The sequence below is a fragment of the Hyphobacterium marinum genome, assembly GCF_036330325.1.
In the GTDB taxonomy this organism is placed as follows: Bacteria; Pseudomonadota; Alphaproteobacteria; order Caulobacterales; family Maricaulaceae; genus Hyphobacterium; species Hyphobacterium marinum.
Genome location: NZ_JAZDRO010000001.1, coordinates 604,019 through 622,214, shown reverse-complemented (window position 1 = coordinate 622,214; position 18,196 = coordinate 604,019). Strand labels below are relative to the sequence as shown.

The window sequence follows — 18,196 nt, the reverse complement described above, 5'->3', positions numbered from 1 at the left end:
CGGTCATGGCAAGGATGCGCCCCATGAAAATCAGCAAGCTTCTCCGCGATATTCACCACTGGGCCTCACCGTTCGTGATGCTGCCGCTGGGCATCATGATCATTGCCGGCATCTTCCTGATGCTGAAAAAGGATATCGACTGGATACAGCCGCCGTCCCAACGCAGCGCCCATGTAACAACCGACGCACCGGACACCTCGCTCGCCGCACTCTATGCGGCAGCTTCAGCCATTCCCGAGCTGGAAATCGAGGCCTGGGACCAGTTTGATCGCATCGATATTCAGTCGGATCGCGGCATCGCAAAATTCATCGCGCCTAATCGCTGGGAGGCCCAGATCGATCTGGTGTCCCTGGAGGTGCTGTCGCTCGAATACCGCCGGTCAGACCTGTTCGAGCAAATCCATGACGGCTCGTTCTTTGCCGACTGGGTCAAGACCTTCGTCTTCCTGCCCGTCGGCGTGATCCTGCTCGTGCTGTGGGGAACGGGAATCTGGCTGTTCTTCGACCCGCACATCAAACGCTGGCTCAGAAAACGCCGGCGCGCGACCCGGGCCGGCAACTGAACCCTGACAGATCAGCCCATAACCAGACGATGATTCTTAGGGAAAGTGGCGGTGCTTTTTGACCAACGAGAAGCGGTCTCCATTGGGGGTGCCGTGGCCCCGATCAGGCGGCAAGTTGCCGCCACTCGGCCAGTGCGGCTGACCGATTCTCCTTGGACCGTCGCGGGGGTTGAGGTGGCGTTCGAGGTTGAAGTGATTGTGGGCGGAGGAATGGACGGCTGCGAATTTCTGGAGACTTCGCATTCACCTGAAACGGAGCATAGCCCGCTCGCGTCTTCGTAAGGGCTGATGTGAGTTCTCGGCCCTGTTGTTGAACCACCTCCCAACGCCTTGCTTCTCGTCGTTGCCAATTACCTTCATGGCGGCTTTGTAAGACCGCAACCGATCGGTGACGACGACCTCCGAATTCCCATACCGCTTCATCGCTTTGCGCAGGAATTTCAACAGCACCTGGCGTTCCGGCGTTTGGTGACGAGGGCTGCGAGTACATCACCTTCGTGATGCACCGAAGAGAGACACTCGGCGAAACTAGCTGAAATACCGGAAGATCTTACCGTCTACAGGTCTAGTGCGGGCCGCTAACCTGCGGAAACGCGGCGCTATTTGGCGCGCCTTCGCGAACATACGAATGAGACAGGAATGGGTGGCGGAGAGAGAGGGATTCGAACCCTCGGAACGCTTGCGCGCTCAACGGTTTTCGAGACCGCCCCATTCGACCACTCTGGCACCTCTCCGAACCGGGACAGGGGTTAAGCCAGACTGCCCGGACAAAATCAAGGCGCTCGCGCCGCCCAATGCCACAAACGGCGGCGGGCACCCGAGCGGGGCGGATGGCCAGCCTCTTCACGAGAACGTGGTTTGAACGTGTTCAAGCGGCAATGCTTCGTTGCGCCGCGCGGATGACGCACCGCCTTAATTTTTCTGAATCGAGTCTGACGAGGGGATCTGACTTCATGAAATACGCACTCCTGGCAATTGCTTTACTGGCTCCGGCCTGCGCTGTTCAGGCCGACCCGTCCAATGCCCGCACACGCGCGGCCAATGAAGGCACGGTTTCCGGGGTGAACGAGAACGGCGAGCGTATCCGTTGCGAATATATCCGCCAGACCGGGACGCGCTTCCGTACCCGGGTCTGCCGGACCGAAGAGGAATGGTCGCGGATCGAAGAAAATACCCGCCAGGTGGTGGATGGCGCGCAGGACCGCGCCACGCCCGATCCCTTCGACCCCAACACCGGACAGGTCGCCATCAATCCGCGCGATCGCTGATCGAACCCGAATGACTTCACCAGATTGTGATGCCTGAATCACGGCATCGCGTGATTGACAGCCCCCGACCCTCACGCAAGTGTGAGAACGGTTCGCGGAAATATATCCGCCCGCCCGATTCACGTGTGAACCGGCGGGGGCTGGCCATTCACACACTGGGGAGTAATTTGCCATGAAGTACTGGATTGTCGCGTCTGCTCTTGTTCTGGGAGCCTGCGCCACGACCGACGACGCCGCCACCGCCCGCGCTCGCGCCGCCGAGCAAGGCACGGTTTCCGGTGTCAATGAAAGCGGTGAACGTGTTCGTTGCGAGTATATCCGCGAAACCGGTACCCGTTTCCGCACACGCGTCTGCCGCACTGAAGAGGAGTGGTCGCGCATCGAGGAGAACACCGATCAGGTTGTGGAAGGCGCGCAAGGGCGGACGGCTCCGGACACCGGTCCGCGCCCGGCAGGCTTCGGCGGCTGATCAATCCGGTTCATGGCGGTGCGCGGCATCCCGCCCTGCACCGCATGGCCGGAATTGACTCTCTCGTCATAGCGCGTATATCAGCGCGCTCGCGACCCGCGCCTCACCCAAGGGCGCGGGCGCGTCTTTTGTTGAAACAACGCGGCCAGGCAAGAACGCCGCGAAGAAAAAGAACAGGCACGACCAAGCCTGTTGAGAAAGGACAATCAAGATGTTCGCAGTCATCAAGACGGGCGGCAAGCAGTACAAGGTCGCCGCGGGCGACGAAATCCTCGTTGAAAAGCTGGGCGCGGAAGCCGGTGACGATGTCGTCTTCGGCGAAGTCCTGATGCTCGGTGGCGACAAGCCCGTCATGGGTTCGCCGCTTGTCGAGGGTGCGTCGGTTACGGGCGAGCTGATCGACAATGGCCGCGCCCGGAAGATCGTCGTCTTCAAGAAGCGCCGCCGCCAGAATTACCGCCGCAAGGCCGGCCACCGCCAGCATTTCAGCCGCGTGCGCATCGCGGAAATCCTGGCCCCGGGCTCCAAGCCCAAGGCCAAGGCCGCTGCGAAGACCGAAGCCAAGTCCGAGGACAAGGCTCCGGCCGCGAAGAAAGCCGCTGCACCGAAAAAGGCCGCTGCCGCGAAGAAGCCGGCTGCGAAGAAAGCCACCACTGCCAAGAAGGCCGCGCCGAAAAAGGCTGCCGCCAAGAAGGAGGACTAGTCCATGGCTCACAAGAAAGCTGGCGGTTCATCCCGCAACGGCCGCGACTCCGAAGGCCGGCGCCTGGGCGTCAAGAAATTCGGCGGGGAACACGTTATCCCCGGCAACATCATCGTGCGTCAGCGCGGCACCAAGTTTAACCCCGGTGCCAATGTCGGCATGGGCAAGGACCACACCCTGTTCGCGCTTGTCGAGGGCCAGGTCTCGTTTGCCAAGAAATCCGGCGGCAAGAACTATGTCGCCGTGCTTCCGGCGGACGACGCAAAATAGGACGAGATCTCACCGCCGGTCGTCCGTGATGAAACGGGGCGATCCGGCCGGTTGATGGAAACGACCAGGGGAGGCGGGATCACCGCCTCCCCTTTTTTATTCCCCGCTTGGTGCCGAGAGGTTGAAACGAAGACCATGCACAGCGGATTTGAGACCGGGCGCCTGACCGTCCGGCCTTTTGAGGTAAGCGATGCGCCCGACGTGGCGCGCATGGCGGGCGACCCCGGTGTCGCGCGCATGATCGGCAGCGCGATGAGCCCCTACCCGGTCATCGCCGCCGAGCTGTGGATCCTCACCGTGCGTGCGGGCTGGGACCGCAAGCGCCCACCCAACTACGCCTTTGCCGTGACCGAGAAGACCGGCGCGCTTGCCGGGTCCTGCGGCATGTTCAAGCGGCGCGGCGGTGCCGACTGGGAAATCGGCTACTGGATCGGACGTCCCTTCTGGGGCAAGGGCTATGCAACCGAGGCCGGGACCGGCCTGATGGAATGGGCGCGAGAAAGTCTCGGCGCGGAGCGCTTCGTCGCCCGGCATTTCGAGGACAATCCGGCTTCGGGCAAGGTGCTGGAAAAGCTCGGCTTTGCCTATACGGGCGACGCCGAACCGGTCTTCTCGCTCGGTCGCATGGGACATGCCGGCAGTCTCGACATGGTGTGTGAGACCTAGGACCGGCCCGCTCGGTCAGAAGCCAAGGGCGAGATACTCCTCAAAGCTGACCTGCGCATCGCCATCAGAGTCGGCAAAACGGATCATCGCCGCGGCCTGTTCGGGCGAGGACACCTGGACGGCCGCGTTTACGGGTACCGGTGTACGATGCGGCATGTCCTGTTCGCAGACCTGCAAATGGACCGGCGTGTCCTGAACCGGCGGCGCACCCGAGTAGGGCGGGGCGGGCAGCGTGTAGTCCAGTTCGGTCAGCACACCGTCACCATTGCGGTCGAACCCGGCAAAGGCGGCACGGAGACGCCGGACATCCGCGTCGCTGAATTCGCGCGCCGTGACGACGCCGTCAGAGTCAGAGTCCCAATTCTGGAAACGGGACCGGAAGTCATCGACCCACGCCGCTTCAAGCGCCGTCCAGCAGGCCGGGCTGACCGCATCGGGATCCGCGTGCAGAATTTCGGTCTCCATCGCGTTGGCAGAGGGGTATCGGGCAAACAGCACGCCCAGCACAGAGCCGGCATCGCCGGGCCGTTCATCGCGCTGCGCCAGGATCGTTCGAACCGTGTCGACCGTCCCGAGCAATTCGGTGAGCGTCAGCCGGCGGTCATGATCCTGGTCGTAAGCGCGGAAGCGTTCGGCTCCATAAAGGCGCGCGCCCGCGCCATCGGCGTCAGACGGATTGAGTGTCATCACGGATCCCGCCGTTACGGCGATGGTCAGCATTCCCAACATGGTCATTCTCCAGTGTGCGCGCCTGGTCGTCCCCCATTGGGCATAGCGGCGCATGGCTTCACGGATGACATGACTGGCCGGCCGCCCCCGGGCATCACAGGCCGCCATGAAATCGGCTTTCTGCTCGGCCGAGACCCGGACTTCGAGAGCCTCGGTCTTTTTCGGCTCGGGAGGTGTTGGCTTTCGTGTCATCGCGGACAGACCTGGGCAGTTGGGACCAGCCGGAGCAATCAATTTCATGCCCCGGCAGGCCCAGTTTTTCGCCCGGGCATGGCTGTGACAAGAAAAACCGTGTCCGGACACGCCCGTCCCAGACGGTCTGGCTCCGCCCCCACTTATGCTCACGGCTGTATTAATTCCCGGTCTGGCCTATAGAAGGCCCTGTAGAAGGCCGTGAACGCCAGCCAAGAGCCAGAACCCGCCGCAATGAAATTCCTCGACCAGGCCAAAGTCTATGTCCGCTCCGGTGACGGGGGAGGCGGTTCCGTCTCCTTCCGGCGGGAGAAATATGTCGAATATGGCGGCCCGAATGGCGGCGATGGCGGGCGCGGCGGCGACGTCTGGGCGGAATCGGTCGAAGGGCTGAACACCCTGATCGACTACCGCTACAAGCAGCACTTCAAGGCCAAGACCGGCGGCCATGGCGAGGGCTCGAACCGGTCCGGCAAGGATGGCGAAGACGTGGTCCTGCGCGTCCCCGTCGGCACGCAGATCCTCGACGAGACCAATACTGACGTTCTGGCCGATCTCGACAAGCCGGGCATGCGCATCCTGATCATGGAGGGCGGGCGCGGCGGCAAGGGCAATGCCCATTTCAAGTCCTCGACCCAGCAGGCCCCGCGCTATGCCCAGCCCGGCGAGCCGGGCCAGGAACGCTGGATCTGGCTGCGTTTGAAACTCATCGCCGATGCCGGCCTCGTCGGCCTGCCCAATGCCGGCAAGTCCACCTTCCTCGCCGCCGTCAGCCGCGCCAATCCCAAGATCGCCGCCTATCCCTTCACCACGCTGCACCCCAATCTGGGGGTCGTGGACCTCGCCGCAGATGCGCGCTTCGTCATAGCCGATATTCCCGGCCTCATCGAGGGCGCGCACGAGGGCGCGGGCATTGGCGACCGCTTCCTCGGCCATGTCGAACGCTGCGCGACGCTGCTGCATCTCGTTGACGGGACTCAGGACGATCCGGCGGACGCCTGGCGCACCGTGCGCGGCGAGATGGAGGCCTATGGCGGCGGCCTGGAAACCAAGCCCGAAATCGTCGCCCTGTCGAAGATTGACGCGCTGACGCCGGACGTCGTGGATGAGCGCGCCGCCGAACTGGAGGCCGCTTGCGGCAAGCCGGTCCTGCGTCTGTCCGGGGCGAGCGGCGACGGCGTACGCGAAGCGCTTTTCGCCCTCTGGGAACAGATCAAGGCGGCCCGCAAAGCGGAAGCAACATCGACGGATTCAGACGAAATCGAGGAAGGCTGGGAGCCGTGAGACGCCGGTCCGCGCCGGTCCGCTTCGGTGCGCTGACGCGGCGCGGGCGTTCCGCCCGGCCCCTGAAATCCGAAGCGCTCGCGCCGGGCATGACAGTCGGCCTTTTTGGCGGCAGTTTCGATCCACCCCATGGCGGTCACCTGCATGTCGCGCGCACCGCGATGCGCCGCCTGCAACTTGACCGGGTCTGGTGGATCGTCTCGCCGCACAATCCGCTGAAAGCGCGCAAGCCCGGCGAATATTCGGACCGGCTGGCCCGCGTCGCCGAACTCGCTTCTGCGCCGCGCATGACGGTCAGCGACGTTGAAAACCGGATGAAGGCCCGCCTGACTGCCCGCGTCGTAGCTGCGCTGGTCCAGCGCTATCCGCGCGTGAACTTTGTCTGGCTGATGGGGGCGGACAATCTCAAAGAATTCCACCGCTGGGCACGCTGGCAAGAGATCATGGCCTCCCTGCCCGTCGCCGTGATCGCGCGGCCCCAGGATCCGATCCGGGCCAGGCTGGCCCCGGCCGCGCGGACCTTCGCCAACCGGCGCGTCACGGAAACATCACTGTCGGGCTTTGCCCGCCGGTCCCCGCCGGTCTGGACCTATCTGTGCGAACCCCTACATAAGGAGTCCTCGTCGCGCCTGCGGCGGAACCGGGGTTGACCCTGCCTCGTTGATCAGCAGCCACACCGACAGGAGCGCTTATGACCGAGGCCAGGACCGCAGAGGGCGTGTCCACAGATCAACTCGCCTTCTTTTCCGATTTGCATCCGCCATCGTCGGATTTCCGGCGCGATGTGCTGGAGGGGTTGGCGGCCACCCCGAAGACCATTCCGCCGAAATACTTCTATGACCGGCGCGGCTCGGCCCTGTTCGACGACATAACCGATACGCCCGAATATTATGTCATGCGGACCGAGCTCGCCTTGCTCGACCGGATATCCGACGAGATTGCAAAGCGCGCCGGACCGGGTGCCGTGGTGATCGAACCGGGTTCGGGGTCGAGTACCAAGATCGACAAACTTCTGGGATCGCTGGACGATCCGGCGGCCTATGTCGGTCTCGACATCTCTAAGGACCATTTGCTCGCGGCGTGCGAGGACCTGTCCCGGCGCTGGCCGTCGCTGAAGATCGGCGCAATCTGCGCCGACTTCACCCGCCATGTCGATCTGCACGACATGCCCATCCCGGAAGGCCGGCGTCTGGTCTTTTTTCCCGGCTCCACCATTGGCAATTTCGAACCGGACGAGGCCCGCGAACTCCTCAAGGGCATTCGTGACTGGCTGCGCCCTGAAGACGGCTTCCTGATCGGGGTCGACCGGGTCAAGCCGCGCGGCGTCCTTGAGGCTGCCTATGACGATGCTGGCGGCGTAACGGCGGACTTCAACCTCAACCTCCTCACGCGGATCAATCGCGAGCTGGACGGCACTATCGACACGGCGGCGTTCGAACACCGCTCGATCTGGAACGACGCGAAGTCACGCATCGAGATGCACCTCGTCGCGACGCGGGACATGGACTTCACCGTGTCGGAGCAGGCCTTCACCATGACAAAGGGCGAGACCATCCACACGGAGAACTCGCACAAATTCACCGTGGCGAGTTTCCAGGCGCTGGCCCGGTCAGCCGGACTGGAACCGGTGGCGGACTGGAGTGACGACGACAGCTACTTTACGCTTCACTGGCTCGAATGCGGCGCGGAAGCGTGGTAGTCTGACCGCTCGGACATCGGCCCACAGCGACAGGAGACAGACCGCTGACCATCGAACAGAATCGCCGGAAGGACGGGGAAACCACTGCCCCGGTTCGCGTTTCCGGCCCTGAGGACGACAGCGAAGCACTGGAATCGCTGATCCTTGAAACCCTGGATGACGACAAGGCCGAAGACGTCATCGCCGTCGATCTGCGTGGGAAATCGTCCGTCACCGATGTCATGGTCATCGCCTCAGGGCGGTCGCAGCGCCATGTCGGCGCGCTGGCCGACCACCTGCTGCGTGCGCTGAAGGAAGCCGGTCACGGCAAGGCCCGTGTCGAGGGCCTGTCGAGTTGCGACTGGGTGCTGATTGATGCCGGCGATGCCGTCATCCACATCTTCCGCCCGGAAGTCCGCAGCTTCTACAATCTGGAAAAGATGTGGTCCGTCGAGCCGGCCAAACCGGCCCAATAGGGCTAACGGAAGACCGGTGCGCCTGACCATCGCCGCCATTGGCCGTATCAAGACGGGCGCGGAGCGCGACCTCCTGAACGATTATCTCGACCGCGCGAGCGCGGCGGGCCGACCGCTCGGCCTCGGCCCGGCTGGCGAAACCGAGATCGACAATCGCGCCCTCACCGGAAAGAGCGCCGAATCCGCCGCCCTTGCCGCTGCCGTTCCGGACGGCGCGCGCCTCTGCCTGATGGATGAACGCGGCAAGACGCTGTCCTCGCGCGATCTGGCCCAAACGCTGGGCCGCTGGCGCGATGACGGCGCACGCGAAGCCGTCTTCGTCATCGGCGGCGCGGACGGGCTCGACCATGCCGCCTTTGCCCGGCCCGACCTGGTGTTGTCTTTCGGCCCCATGGTCTGGCCGCACAAGCTCGCCCGGGTCATGCTCGCCGAACAGCTGTACCGGGCCGTCTCCATTCTGGGCGGTTCGCCCTACCATCGTGACTGAGCCTTAACTTCCGTCACGCCATGCTGGACGCCCGATGCTGACCCTGCTTGCCGTCCTTGTTCTTATCCAGACCCCGCCGGAGGAAACCCCGCCGCCGGACACCGCCGAGATCGAGCGGCTGGAGCAGGCGCGCCAGGAGGCCGAGGCACAGGCCCGTGCGGCAGAAGAAGAGGCCAACGCACTGGCTGCCGAGATCGCGGACCTGCAGGCCCGTCTTGTCGCCGCGGCGCGCCGCGCGGAATCGAGCGAGCGCGCGGCGCTTGATGCCGAGGACCGGATCGAAACGCTGACCGCCGAAGAAGCGGAAATCCTCGCCCGCCTGACCGCCGACCGCGATGCGCTGATCGACGTGCTGGCCGCGCTGCAACGTATTGAACGGGGCACGCCGCCGGCCATGGCGGTCGCGCCCGGTGATGCCGTCGAGGCCGCACGTGCCGCCAGCCTCCTGTCCGATATCGCCCCGGCCCTGCGCGAGCGTGCCGACGCGCTCGCTGACGAACTCGACCGTTTGCGCACGGTGCGCGGCGCGACCCTGACCCAGCGCGGCGTCCTGACCGAGGCCGAGGCAGCGCTGGACCTGCAGCGCGCCGAGATCGAGGCGCTGATTGCGCAACGGCAGGACCTGGAAAACCGCCGCCGGGGCGAGGCGGTCCGCTATGCCGAAGCCGCGCGGGACGCCGGGCGCGAGGCGCAATCCCTGCGCGGCCTGATGGCACGTCTGGACGCGATGTCCTCGGTCGCGCCGCGACTTAATCCGCGCCGCGTCGAACCGCAAGCCGAAACGGATATTCCTACGCCCGAACTGCGGCCCGAAACCACCCTTGTCGCGGCGCTCGCGCCCACCGAACCGCTGGAAACCCGGCGTTTCGCCGACTTCCGCGGCCGTCTGCGCCCGCCGGTCGCCGGCCGGGTCGTGCGCCGCTTTGGAGCCGAGGACGACAATGGCGAGCCGTCCGAGGGTGTTCTCGTCTCGGCGCGTCCGCGCGCCCAGGTCGTTTCACCCTTTGATGCCCAGGTGGAGTTCGCCGGACCGTTCGGGGCCTATCACGGTCTCTTGATCCTCAATGTCGGCGATGACTACTATATGGTGATAGCGGGTCTGGCGGCGGTTTATGCCGAAGCCGGGCGCTCTGTACTGGCCGGTGAACCGCTAGGGGCAATGCCCGACCGCGACGACCCGGCATCGGATTTGTATCTGGAGATCCAGCGCGGCGGCGAGGCGATCGATCCCGAGCCGTGGCTGAGACCGGATGCAAGAGCACGCTGAGGGGGTGCGTTGGACGTGAAAGGACACGTGATTTCATGCGCTTGAACTATATCGCAGCCGCTCTGGCATTTGCGCTCGGTGCGGGAGCCCTCGCGGTGTCCGCCGAAGGATTCGACACATCCCGGGAAGAGACATTCCGCCAGCTCGAACTGTTCGGCGACGTGCTGTCCCGGATCGAGAACGACTATGTCACCGAGGTCGACGACGCGGCTCTGATCGAAGCGGCCATCGAGGGCATGCTGGAATCGCTCGATCCGCACTCAAGCTACATGAATCCGGACTCCTTCCGTGACATGCAGGTCACAACCCGCGGGGAATATGGCGGCCTGGGCATGGAGGTCACCATCCGTGACGAGATGGTCACGGTGATCTCACCCTTCGAAGACACGCCGGCTGAACGCGCCGGCATGGAACCGGGCGACCAGATTATCGCGGTCGATGGCGAATCCATCATCGGTTTTGCGCTCGACGAAGCGGTCGACCTGATGCGCGGTGCCGTTGGCGAGCCGGTGACCATCACCATCCTGCGCGGTGAGGAAGACCCGTTCGACCTCAACCTGGTGCGCGATACCATTCCGCTGCGTTCAGTGGCCTGGCGCGAGGAAGAGGGCTTTGCCTATCTGCGTGTCGCCGGCTTCAATGAACACACGACCGAGATGCTGCTCGACGCCATCCGCGAGATCAACGAGACCTATGACGGCGACGTGCCGGGTGTGATCCTCGACATGCGCTTCAACCCCGGCGGTCTGCTCGATCAGGCCATCGGTGTCTCCGAAGCCTTCCTCGATGGCGGCGAAGTCGTCTCGACACGCTACCGCAATCCGGGTGAGAACCAGCGCTACAATGCCCGTCCGGGCGACATGCTCGACGGTGCGCCTATCGTTGTCCTGATCAATGAGGGATCGGCCAGCGCGGCTGAGATCGTCGCCGGTGCGCTGCAGGACCGTGAACGCGCGGTGCTGGTCGGCATGACCAGCTTCGGCAAGGGCTCGGTCCAGTCCATCATTCCGCTGCGCGGCGGACGTGACGGCGCGCTGCGCCTGACCACCGGGCGCTATTACACGCCGTCGGGCCGCTCAATCCAGGGCACGGGTATCGAGCCGGACTGGTTCGTCTCGGCGCGCCGGATCGACCCGGAAGACGAGGACAACCGGATCAGCGAATCCGAACTGCCTAACGCGCTGGAGAACGAAGCCGGTGCCGAACGGGCGGAAACGGATATCGGTGTTGTCGAACAACCGCCGGAAGACTGGTCAGAGACCGAGGACTTCCAGCTGCACCGGGCGCTCGAAATCCTTGCCTCGTCTGCGGAACGCGAGCAGGCAGCACTGACGCGTTAACCCTTTCTTACCGGGCATCGCGGCAGCGTCGCGGTTAGAGCCTCGCGGGCGCGATTCGTCCGCGATCGCGACGCCGTGGAAACGCCAGACCGGGATGCTCGGGTCCGATGACGACCGCCAGCTATCGACGCCAGACCAGTGAGGCCTCGCCCTTCCGCGGGCCCTTGCTCGCCGGTGGCGGAACAGCCGTCCTGTTCGCGCTCGGTATTGCCGCCATTGCCCTGTTTGGCGACCCCGACGGCCGCCCGCCCATCGGCCGGGCCGGCCTCGGCCCTGCGCCCGAACCGCCCCTGCGCGCCGAGGTGACCGAGGTCGAATCGGCCCGACGGCCACAACCGGTCCAGTTCGAGGGCGACGATCCGGATATCGAACCGAGCCTGCCCGGCATCGAAGACGTTTTTGATCCCGGCCCGCTGGCCGGAAGCGATCCCGGCCAGGCCGAGATCGACCATGCCCGCGCTGCCAATGCCCTGCCCGCTGCGCCACTGGCAGGCCTCACCGAGCCCGGCCCGTCCGGCCCGCTGCCCATTATCGGTGTCGATGGCAGCCGCGCCAGCCAGGCCTATGCCCGGCCCTGGCACGGCGATCCGAACACGCCCGCCATTGCCATCGTGGTGGGCGGTATGGGCCTTAACCGCGCCGTAACCGAAGCCGCTATCGAGAATTTGCCGCCGGAAGTCGCGCTCAGCTTTGCGCCCTATGCCAACGATCTGCAGGGCTGGGTCGACCGCGCGCGTGCCGCCGGTCACGAAGTGCTCATCGAAATCCCGATGGAGCCCTACGACTACCCCAATAACGATCCTGGCCCGCACACACTGCTGGTCGATGCAGGCGCGACCGAGAATGCGCGCCGCCTGACCTGGCTGATGAGCCAGACAACCGGCTATTTCGCCGTCACCAACTATCTCGGAGCGCGCTTCACCTCGACAGAGAACCCGCTCGCCGACACGATGCGGCGGCTGGAGCGCCGCGGTGTCGCCTTCCTGCATGACGGGTCGGGACGGCGCGCGACGGTCGAAGCCGCCGGCCGCGCTGCCGGTGCCCATTGGGGCATTGCCGACCGCGTCCTGGACGAAGACCCCTCACCGCGCTCCATCGACGAACGCCTTCTGATGCTCGAAGCGCTCGCCATCCAGAATGGCAGTGCCATCGGGGCCGGCTTCGCCTATCCGGCGACGGTCGATCAGGTGGAGAGCTGGGCGGCCGGACTTGAAGCGCGCGGCTATGTGCTCGCCCCGCCCTCGGCAATCATGAACCGCCGCGCGGCCCAGCGCGCGGCCGACGAGCCCAGCTACCGCATCCCGCCCGCCCGCAGCGAAGAGGATAGCGGAGACGGGCATTGACCGGCACCGATCCGCTCGCCGCCTACCGGCCCAATGCGGGCTGCGTCCTCTTCAACGCCAAGGGCAAGGTCTGGATCGGCCACCGGGCTGACGCCGCCCAGCCCCATGGCTGGCAATTCCCGCAAGGCGGTATCGACGACGGCGAAGAACCACACGAAGCGGCCTGGCGTGAGCTCTCGGAAGAAACCGGCACGCCGCATCATCTGGCCGAATATCTGGGGTCAATCGAGGACTGGCTGACCTATGACTTCCCGCCCGAGGTCGCCATGCTCCCCAAACACGCCAAGCGCGGCTGGAAGGGCCAGAAACAGCGCTGGTTCGCCTTCCGGCACCTCGGATCCGACACCGATTTTGACCTCGAACAGCATGGCGAGGTCGAGTTCGACGACTGGCGGTGGGAAGACCTCCACACCGTCCCGCAACTGATCATCCCCTGGAAGCGGTCCATCTATGACCGTATCGCCCACGATTTCGCACGGTTCGCGACTTAACCCTTTCCCGGGGCAGGAGCCCTACGCACCGCCCTCCTCTCCCTTGATGGGAGAGGTGTCCGCGCAGCGGACGGAGAGGGTGGGAAACGAAGACGTCAGGAGCGCCCCACCCCTTCCGGCCCTTCGGGCCACCTTCCCCTCGAAGGGGAGGGAGAAGAGGCGCTCTCCCGTCAAGGGCGAGGGCCACCCCCTAATTCTCGAAACGCTCGCCGTCCCAGGCCGGGCATTGCTCCACGGCCCGAGGGGTTTCCATGTCCGGTTCGGACTGGACCCAGCACTGGTCGAAGACCGAGCAATAGCAATAGTCGATGCGCACGCGCTCACTCCACAGATTACGCATCGGCTGGCCGATCTCGCCATTGTGCAGCGTGAGCAGATTCAGGATCTGCCCGGCCGGCATCACCTGGTTGGTCAGGGTGATGTAGGTGAAGGGTTCCCGGACGTGGCCGAGAGCGGCCATGGCATCCGCCCAACTCGACTGCGGCTCGCCATCGACCGTGACACGCGCCGCGCGGATGCGGGCCGGGCCGATACCCGTATTCTCCACGAAAACGACGCCCAGCGCGTCTCCACTCTCGCGCGAGATGGTGTAGCCGATATCGACATAGGGCCAGACGGCGGCCTCGGTCTGGCGGCGCGAGGATTCAGCCTGCACGAAGGCGGCATAGAGCGCGGCCAAAGAGATGATCACCGCTGCGGCGGTCATCACCGTCTGCAGGATCGTCATGCGCAGGAAGAGGCGTTCGGTACGGCTTTCGGGTGGCAGTGTCGGTTCGTCCATACGCCCATCATGGCGCGCCGGGCCGGAATTTCAATTCGAACGGCTGGCCGCCCGCGCCCGCAGCGCCCGCCAGATCCCGTAAAAGCTGATGATCAGCCAGACGAACTCGATCGTGATGGAGGCCGGGTTGGGCCGGAAGGCGAGCGAGTAGAGGAGCAGCGCCGCCCCGACGCCATTGACCGCCGGATGCCGCCAGTCATCGCGGGCAATGCCTTGGGATTGCTGCCAGGCATAGGCGGCCACGATCATGGCAACGCCGATGAAGCCGAGAATGTCGGGGATGGTTACGGTCATGGGGGGGATCCAATACAAAACGGCGCGGCCATGATGACCGCGCCGCTTTCAAATTCCAAACAGGGAGAACGCCCTAGTTGACGAGGGCGGCCTGCAGCGCTTCGAGCCGGTCGAGTTTGGCCTGCGCGGCGGCGCGGGTGGCATCGTCTTTCGCGTCGGCGACATCCTCGCGGGCATTGGCGACATCGGTCGCAACCGCTTCGGCATCGAGAGTCGCGAGATCAATGGCTTCGGCGGCGAGAACAGTGAGGCCCGCCGGGGTCACTTCGGCAAAGCCGCCGAGGATGAAGGTGCGGGTCGTCTCCCCCTCATTGTGAACGGTGATCGCGCCGGGACGGATCGCGCTCATGACCGGGGCGTGGTCGGGCAGGACGCCGAAATCGCCTTCCTCGCCGGGAACCACGACCATGTCCACTTCGCCCGCGAACAGGCGCTTTTCGGGAGAAACGAGATCGAAATGAAGTTTGTCAGCCATGTGCCAAGCCTTTCGTTGGCGCGCTCTCTAGCAGGTTCATCCGCGAATGTGAAACCCCGATCTGCAAGTCATTCCGACGCCGAATCGATGCAGGCTCGTACCGGCCCGGTGAGCTGCGCGAGAAGCTGGCTCATTGACCCTGCGCCATTGCTTTCGATCGTTACGGTGACGTCCATATCGGGAAAATAACCCACGGGGATGGTCAGTGTCTGCATGTCCCCGGACGGCGGCGCGGGCGGCGGAGGCGGGGGCGTACCAGCCGGGGGTCCCTCAGCCGAGAGGGGCAGTGAAATCTCGGCAATCGCCGCCACCCCTTCGGCCACGCCGGGGCAGGCATCCTCGCGGACTTCGCGGGTCACGATCATGGCGTCGAGACGGGCATGAACGGTGTCGGCGAGGCCGAAATCGCTGCGGTAGTCGCGGGTCAGCGTGTCCGGCGTGATGCCCTGGCCGGCGAGGCGGGCCGCGAACGCCGCCCCGTCGAACGTGTCATAGGCGATGGCGTGAATGTCCTGGGCCTGGGCGGCGAAATGCGCTGAGCGGTAGCGCCACAGACAGCCTTGCGGGTTGGTATATCCCGCACTGACCGGGCAGACCTGTTCAAAGGCGAAGAGCGTGCCGTGCGGGATCCACCAGCTGATCGCGGCATAGCCGGGACCGTCGAGCTCGGTGCGCCAGGCGGTCTGGTCCTGGCTGTAGCCCGGCAGGCGCAGTGCCTCGAAGGCTGATTCGCGCCGCGCCACCGTCTCCCCGCGCACCCAGTTGAGATAGGCATACCAGAGCGTCTCGGTCGAATAGCCGTCATAGCTCTCCGGCAAACCGTCAGGCGGAGGTGGCGGAGGCGGCGGCACGCTCCCGTCCGCGATTCCAGCCGCCAGCAAGGCGGCCCCGGCCGCCAGTCCCGTTATGATGTGTTTCATGATTGCTCTCCCGATCCGGTGAGCATTTGAGCGGAGACCGGACACCGATCAAGCAAAAACGAAAAAGGCCGGCCCCTCAACGGGACCGGCCTTGATTTTCGAAGCGGGGAAGACGCTTAGGCGGCTTCGGCAGCCAGCGCCTCGGCTTTCTTCACCGCGTCCTCGATCGTGCCAACCATGTAGAAGGCCGGTTCGGGCAGGTGGTCGTACTCGCCGTCGCAAATGGCCTTGAAGCCCTTCACGGTGTCGGCGATCGGAACCTGGATGCCCGGCGAGCCGGTGAAGACTTCGGCCACGTCGAAGGGCTGGGACAGGAAGCGTTCGATCTTACGCGCGCGGGCCACGACCAGCTTGTCTTCTTCGGACAGTTCGTCCATCCCCAGGATCGCGATGATGTCCTGCAGGCTCTTGTATTTCTGCAGGATTTCCTGAACGCGGCGGGCGGTCTGATAGTGCTCGTCGCCGACGATGCGCGGGTCGAGGATCCGCGAGGTGGAGTCGAGCGGGTCAACCGCCGGATAGATACCCTTTTCCGAAATTGCGCGGGACAGAACGGTCGTCGCGTCGAGGTGGGAGAAGGTCGTCGCCGGGGCCGGGTCGGTCAGGTCGTCGGCCGGCACGTAAACGGCCTGCACCGAGGTGATCGAACCCTTCGAGGTCGAGGTAATACGTTCCTGCAGCGCACCCATGTCGGTGGCCAGCGTCGGCTGGTAGCCCACCGCCGACGGGATACGGCCGAGAAGCGCGGACACTTCGGCACCGGCCTGGGTGAAGCGGAAGATGTTGTCCACGAAGAAGAGGACGTCTTTGCCTTCCTCGTCGCGGAAATATTCGGCTTGCGCCAGCCCGGACAGGGCGACGCGGGCACGCGCACCCGGCGGCTCGTTCATCTGGCCGAAGACCAGAGCGCAGCGCGAACCTTCCGTCGAGCCGTCGTTCTCGGCCGGGTTCTTGTTCACACCGGACTCGATCATTTCCCAGTAGAGGTCGTTGCCCTCACGGGTCCGCTCGCCGACGCCGGCGAAGACCGAGTAGCCGCCGAACAGCTTGGCGATGTTGTTGATCAGTTCCTGGATGAGCACGGTCTTGCCGACGCCCGCACCACCGAAGAGGCCGATCTTGCCGCCCTTGGCGTAGGGGCAGAGCAGGTCGACGACCTTGATGCCGGTCGGCAGGATTTCGGCCGCCGTGGCCTGCTCGTCAAAGCTCGGGGCCGGACGGTGGATCGGCGCGCGCATTTCGTGCGGCACCGGACCGGCTTCGTCGACCGGGTCACCGGTCACGTTCATGATGCGCCCCAGCGCGCCCGGGCCAACCGGCACGGTGATCGGCGAACCGGTGTCGGTCACCGGCGTGCCGCGCTGCAGGCCTTCGGTCGCGTCCATGGCGATGGTCCGCACCGTGTTCTCGCCGAGGTGCTGGGCGACTTCGAGCACCAGCTTCTGGCCGTCGTTTTCGGTTTCGAGCGCGTTGAGGATTTCGGGCAGCGCGCCGTCGAATTCCACGTCGACCACGGCACCGGTGATCTGGACAACGCGGCCTTTGGATTGTTTCGCCATAACGGTCTTCCTCTAGGGGGCAGTCTTACAGCGCTTCCGCGCCGGAGATGATTTCGGTCAGTTCCGTGGTGATCTGGGCCTGACGGGTTCGGTTGTAGACGAGGTTCAGCTTGTCGATCAGCTCGCCGGCATTGCGCGTGGCATTGTCCATCGCGGCCATGCGCGCGCCCATTTCGCCGGCGGAGTTTTCCAGCAGGGCGGCAAGGATGATCGTGTCGACATAGCGCGGCAGCAGAACCTTGAGGATGTCTTCCTCGTCCGGCTCATACTCATAGGCCGCGCCTTGCAGGTCGGGACGCTCGGCGCTTTCGTCGATCGCCTCGGCCGCCGGGATCAGCGTCTGGGCCCGCGGCTTTTGCGAGATGACCGAGACAAACTCGGACGAGATCGCCTGGCAGACGTCAAACTCACCGGCTTCGAACAGCTCGCGCACATAGGCCCCAACGGTCGCCGCCAGCGCGGCCGGCGTCGTGGTCTTGTCCGGGTTCAGTTCGAACCGCTTGACGATCTTATCCGCGTAGAGGCGCTTCAGGGCGTCATAGCCCTTCTTGCCCACGCAGACGATCTTGACCGTCTTGCCCTCGCTGACGAGGCGGGTGATCCGCTCCCGTGCGAGACGCGAGATATTGGTGTTGAAACCGCCGCACAGGCCCCGGTCGGACGTCATCACCAGAAGCAGGTGGACATCGTCCTTGCCGGTCCCGATCAGCAGTTTCGGCGCACCCGGGGAACCGACCATCGAAGTCGACAGATTGGCCATGACCGAGGCCATGCGCTCCGAATAGGGGCGCGCGGCTTCGGCGGCATCCTGCGCACGGCGCAGTTTGGCCGCTGCCACCATCTGCATCGCCTTCGTGATCTTCTGCGTGGACTTCACGCTCGAGATCCGGGTGCGTAGGTCTTTAAGGCTCGCCATTCGGCTCTCCCGACCGTCCGTTCAA

At 64.9% G+C, this 18,196-nt stretch carries 22 protein-coding genes, 1 tRNA gene and 1 pseudogene; 15 read left to right on the top strand and 9 right to left on the bottom strand.

The genetic code is table 11. The features are described 5' to 3' along the window. Nucleotides 1-23: 23 nt before the first annotated feature. Entirely contained in the window at nucleotides 24-563 is a 540-nt protein-coding gene (locus V0U35_RS03105; RefSeq protein WP_330195187.1) for a PepSY domain-containing protein, read from the top strand. A gap of 103 nt (nucleotides 564-666) precedes the next feature. On the opposite strand, the pseudogene V0U35_RS13995 reads toward V0U35_RS03105, so the two are convergent. Beyond that, nucleotides 667-1,072: pseudogene (locus tag V0U35_RS13995) on the bottom strand (DDE-type integrase/transposase/recombinase); the annotation flags it as partial. 135 nt (nucleotides 1,073-1,207) lie between these two features. Beyond that, nucleotides 1,208-1,297: transfer RNA gene (locus tag V0U35_RS03095), tRNA-Ser, on the bottom strand. Nucleotides 1,298-1,516: 219 nt separating this feature from the next. Here V0U35_RS03095 and V0U35_RS03090 point away from each other — a divergent pair. The 5 genes from V0U35_RS03090 to V0U35_RS03070 all read left to right on the top strand — a co-directional run bounded on the left by V0U35_RS03090 (nucleotide 1,517) and on the right by V0U35_RS03070 (nucleotide 3,939). Further along, nucleotides 1,517-1,831, top strand: a complete 315-nt coding sequence (locus tag V0U35_RS03090) for a hypothetical protein (RefSeq protein ID WP_330195186.1) — start codon at nucleotides 1,517-1,519, stop codon at nucleotides 1,829-1,831. A gap of 172 nt (nucleotides 1,832-2,003) precedes the next feature. Continuing rightward, nucleotides 2,004-2,300: a hypothetical protein gene (locus V0U35_RS03085; protein WP_330195185.1), complete on the top strand. Its 297-nt coding sequence runs from the start codon at nucleotides 2,004-2,006 to the stop codon at nucleotides 2,298-2,300. 211 nt (nucleotides 2,301-2,511) lie between these two features. After that, nucleotides 2,512-3,003, top strand: a complete 492-nt coding sequence (gene rplU, locus V0U35_RS13990) for a 50S ribosomal protein L21 (protein WP_373696346.1) — start codon at nucleotides 2,512-2,514, stop codon at nucleotides 3,001-3,003. 3 nt (nucleotides 3,004-3,006) lie between these two features. Then, nucleotides 3,007-3,273, top strand: a complete 267-nt coding sequence (gene rpmA, locus V0U35_RS03075) for a 50S ribosomal protein L27 (protein ID WP_330195184.1) — start codon at nucleotides 3,007-3,009, stop codon at nucleotides 3,271-3,273. Between the two features lie 135 nt (nucleotides 3,274-3,408). Then, entirely contained in the window at nucleotides 3,409-3,939 is a 531-nt protein-coding gene (locus V0U35_RS03070; RefSeq protein ID WP_330195183.1) for a GNAT family N-acetyltransferase, read from the top strand. A gap of 15 nt (nucleotides 3,940-3,954) precedes the next feature. Here the strand turns inward: V0U35_RS03070 and V0U35_RS03065 are convergent, their stop codons facing one another. Continuing rightward, nucleotides 3,955-4,860 (bottom strand): EF-hand domain-containing protein, encoded by a 906-nt coding sequence (locus tag V0U35_RS03065; RefSeq protein WP_330195182.1) that lies wholly within the window; start codon nucleotides 4,858-4,860, stop codon nucleotides 3,955-3,957. A gap of 234 nt (nucleotides 4,861-5,094) precedes the next feature. Between V0U35_RS03065 and obgE the strand changes: the two genes are divergently transcribed. The 9 genes from obgE (at nucleotide 5,095) to V0U35_RS03020 (ending at nucleotide 13,226) form a co-directional block, all read left to right on the top strand. After that, a complete protein-coding gene (gene obgE / locus V0U35_RS03060; protein ID WP_330195181.1) occupies nucleotides 5,095-6,144 on the top strand; it encodes a GTPase ObgE in 1,050 nt (349 codons plus the stop codon). Further along, nucleotides 6,141-6,794 (top strand): nicotinate-nucleotide adenylyltransferase, encoded by a 654-nt coding sequence (locus tag V0U35_RS03055; protein WP_330195180.1) that lies wholly within the window; start codon nucleotides 6,141-6,143, stop codon nucleotides 6,792-6,794. The genes obgE and V0U35_RS03055 overlap by 4 nt, the downstream gene beginning before the upstream one ends. 41 nt (nucleotides 6,795-6,835) lie before the next feature. Then, nucleotides 6,836-7,843 (top strand): L-histidine N(alpha)-methyltransferase, encoded by a 1,008-nt coding sequence (egtD, locus tag V0U35_RS03050; protein ID WP_330195179.1) that lies wholly within the window; start codon nucleotides 6,836-6,838, stop codon nucleotides 7,841-7,843. A gap of 50 nt (nucleotides 7,844-7,893) precedes the next feature. Continuing rightward, the gene (rsfS, locus tag V0U35_RS03045) at nucleotides 7,894-8,298 is read left to right on the top strand and encodes a ribosome silencing factor (RefSeq protein WP_373696364.1); all 405 of its coding nucleotides are present in this window, start codon (nucleotides 7,894-7,896) and stop codon (nucleotides 8,296-8,298) included. Nucleotides 8,299-8,314: 16 nt separating this feature from the next. Then, on the top strand, nucleotides 8,315-8,785 hold the full coding sequence (gene rlmH, locus V0U35_RS03040; protein ID WP_330195178.1) for a 23S rRNA (pseudouridine(1915)-N(3))-methyltransferase RlmH: 471 nt from the start codon (nucleotides 8,315-8,317) through the stop codon (nucleotides 8,783-8,785). A 34-nt stretch (nucleotides 8,786-8,819) separates the two neighbouring features. Continuing rightward, entirely contained in the window at nucleotides 8,820-10,052 is a 1,233-nt protein-coding gene (locus V0U35_RS03035; RefSeq protein ID WP_330195177.1) for a murein hydrolase activator EnvC family protein, read from the top strand. A gap of 35 nt (nucleotides 10,053-10,087) precedes the next feature. Continuing rightward, nucleotides 10,088-11,392 (top strand): S41 family peptidase, encoded by a 1,305-nt coding sequence (locus V0U35_RS03030; protein ID WP_330195176.1) that lies wholly within the window; start codon nucleotides 10,088-10,090, stop codon nucleotides 11,390-11,392. A 107-nt stretch (nucleotides 11,393-11,499) separates the two neighbouring features. Next, the gene (locus tag V0U35_RS03025; RefSeq protein ID WP_330195175.1) at nucleotides 11,500-12,735 is read left to right on the top strand and encodes a divergent polysaccharide deacetylase family protein; all 1,236 of its coding nucleotides are present in this window, start codon (nucleotides 11,500-11,502) and stop codon (nucleotides 12,733-12,735) included. After that, a complete protein-coding gene (locus V0U35_RS03020) occupies nucleotides 12,732-13,226 on the top strand; it encodes an RNA pyrophosphohydrolase (protein ID WP_330195174.1) in 495 nt (164 codons plus the stop codon). Before V0U35_RS03025 ends, V0U35_RS03020 begins: the two co-directional genes overlap by 4 nt. Nucleotides 13,227-13,416: 190 nt before the next feature. Here the strand turns inward: V0U35_RS03020 and V0U35_RS03015 are convergent, their stop codons facing one another. From V0U35_RS03015 to V0U35_RS02990, 6 genes are all read right to left on the bottom strand, one after another. Further along, nucleotides 13,417-14,007 (bottom strand): DUF8453 domain-containing protein, encoded by a 591-nt coding sequence (locus tag V0U35_RS03015; RefSeq protein WP_330195173.1) that lies wholly within the window; start codon nucleotides 14,005-14,007, stop codon nucleotides 13,417-13,419. A 30-nt stretch (nucleotides 14,008-14,037) separates the two neighbouring features. Beyond that, nucleotides 14,038-14,301, bottom strand: a complete 264-nt coding sequence (locus V0U35_RS03010; RefSeq protein WP_330195172.1) for a CBU_0592 family membrane protein — start codon at nucleotides 14,299-14,301, stop codon at nucleotides 14,038-14,040. A gap of 73 nt (nucleotides 14,302-14,374) precedes the next feature. Then, entirely contained in the window at nucleotides 14,375-14,776 is a 402-nt protein-coding gene (locus V0U35_RS03005) for a F0F1 ATP synthase subunit epsilon (RefSeq protein ID WP_330195171.1), read from the bottom strand. Nucleotides 14,777-14,844: 68 nt separating this feature from the next. Further along, nucleotides 14,845-15,696 (bottom strand): hypothetical protein, encoded by an 852-nt coding sequence (locus tag V0U35_RS03000; RefSeq protein WP_330195170.1) that lies wholly within the window; start codon nucleotides 15,694-15,696, stop codon nucleotides 14,845-14,847. Between the two features lie 116 nt (nucleotides 15,697-15,812). Next, nucleotides 15,813-17,255 carry a F0F1 ATP synthase subunit beta gene (gene atpD / locus V0U35_RS02995; RefSeq protein ID WP_330195169.1) on the bottom strand — a complete coding sequence of 481 codons (1,443 nt, stop codon included), beginning with the start codon at nucleotides 17,253-17,255 and terminating at the stop codon, nucleotides 15,813-15,815. 25 nt (nucleotides 17,256-17,280) lie between these two features. Continuing rightward, nucleotides 17,281-18,171, bottom strand: coding sequence for a F0F1 ATP synthase subunit gamma (locus tag V0U35_RS02990; RefSeq protein WP_330195168.1), 891 nt, complete (start codon nucleotides 18,169-18,171; stop codon nucleotides 17,281-17,283). Between the last annotated feature and the right edge of the window lie 25 nt (nucleotides 18,172-18,196).

Bases quoted from the DNA above. Each gene is read 5' to 3' on its own strand.
- V0U35_RS03105 (WP_330195187.1), top strand. From the start codon at position 24: ATGAAAATCAGCAAGCTTCTCCGCGATATTCACCACTGGGCCTCACCG.
- V0U35_RS03010 (WP_330195172.1), bottom strand. From the start codon at position 14,301: ATGACCGTAACCATCCCCGACATTCTCGGCTTCATCGGCGTTGCCATG.
- atpD (WP_330195169.1), bottom strand. From the start codon at position 17,255: ATGGCGAAACAATCCAAAGGCCGCGTTGTCCAGATCACCGGTGCCGTG.
- V0U35_RS03070 (WP_330195183.1), top strand. From the start codon at position 3,409: ATGCACAGCGGATTTGAGACCGGGCGCCTGACCGTCCGGCCTTTTGAG.
- V0U35_RS02990 (WP_330195168.1), bottom strand. From the start codon at position 18,171: ATGGCGAGCCTTAAAGACCTACGCACCCGGATCTCGAGCGTGAAGTCC.
- V0U35_RS03090 (WP_330195186.1), top strand. From the start codon at position 1,517: ATGAAATACGCACTCCTGGCAATTGCTTTACTGGCTCCGGCCTGCGCT.
- V0U35_RS03085 (WP_330195185.1), top strand. From the start codon at position 2,004: ATGAAGTACTGGATTGTCGCGTCTGCTCTTGTTCTGGGAGCCTGCGCC.
- V0U35_RS03025 (WP_330195175.1), top strand. From the start codon at position 11,500: ATGACGACCGCCAGCTATCGACGCCAGACCAGTGAGGCCTCGCCCTTC.
- V0U35_RS03030 (WP_330195176.1), top strand. From the start codon at position 10,088: ATGCGCTTGAACTATATCGCAGCCGCTCTGGCATTTGCGCTCGGTGCG.
- V0U35_RS03035 (WP_330195177.1), top strand. From the start codon at position 8,820: ATGCTGACCCTGCTTGCCGTCCTTGTTCTTATCCAGACCCCGCCGGAG.
- rplU (WP_373696346.1), top strand. From the start codon at position 2,512: ATGTTCGCAGTCATCAAGACGGGCGGCAAGCAGTACAAGGTCGCCGCG.
- rpmA (WP_330195184.1), top strand. From the start codon at position 3,007: ATGGCTCACAAGAAAGCTGGCGGTTCATCCCGCAACGGCCGCGACTCC.
- V0U35_RS03005 (WP_330195171.1), bottom strand. From the start codon at position 14,776: ATGGCTGACAAACTTCATTTCGATCTCGTTTCTCCCGAAAAGCGCCTG.
- egtD (WP_330195179.1), top strand. From the start codon at position 6,836: ATGACCGAGGCCAGGACCGCAGAGGGCGTGTCCACAGATCAACTCGCC.
- V0U35_RS03065 (WP_330195182.1), bottom strand. From the start codon at position 4,860: ATGACACGAAAGCCAACACCTCCCGAGCCGAAAAAGACCGAGGCTCTC.
- obgE (WP_330195181.1), top strand. From the start codon at position 5,095: ATGAAATTCCTCGACCAGGCCAAAGTCTATGTCCGCTCCGGTGACGGG.
- V0U35_RS03000 (WP_330195170.1), bottom strand. From the start codon at position 15,696: ATGAAACACATCATAACGGGACTGGCGGCCGGGGCCGCCTTGCTGGCG.
- V0U35_RS03015 (WP_330195173.1), bottom strand. From the start codon at position 14,007: ATGGACGAACCGACACTGCCACCCGAAAGCCGTACCGAACGCCTCTTC.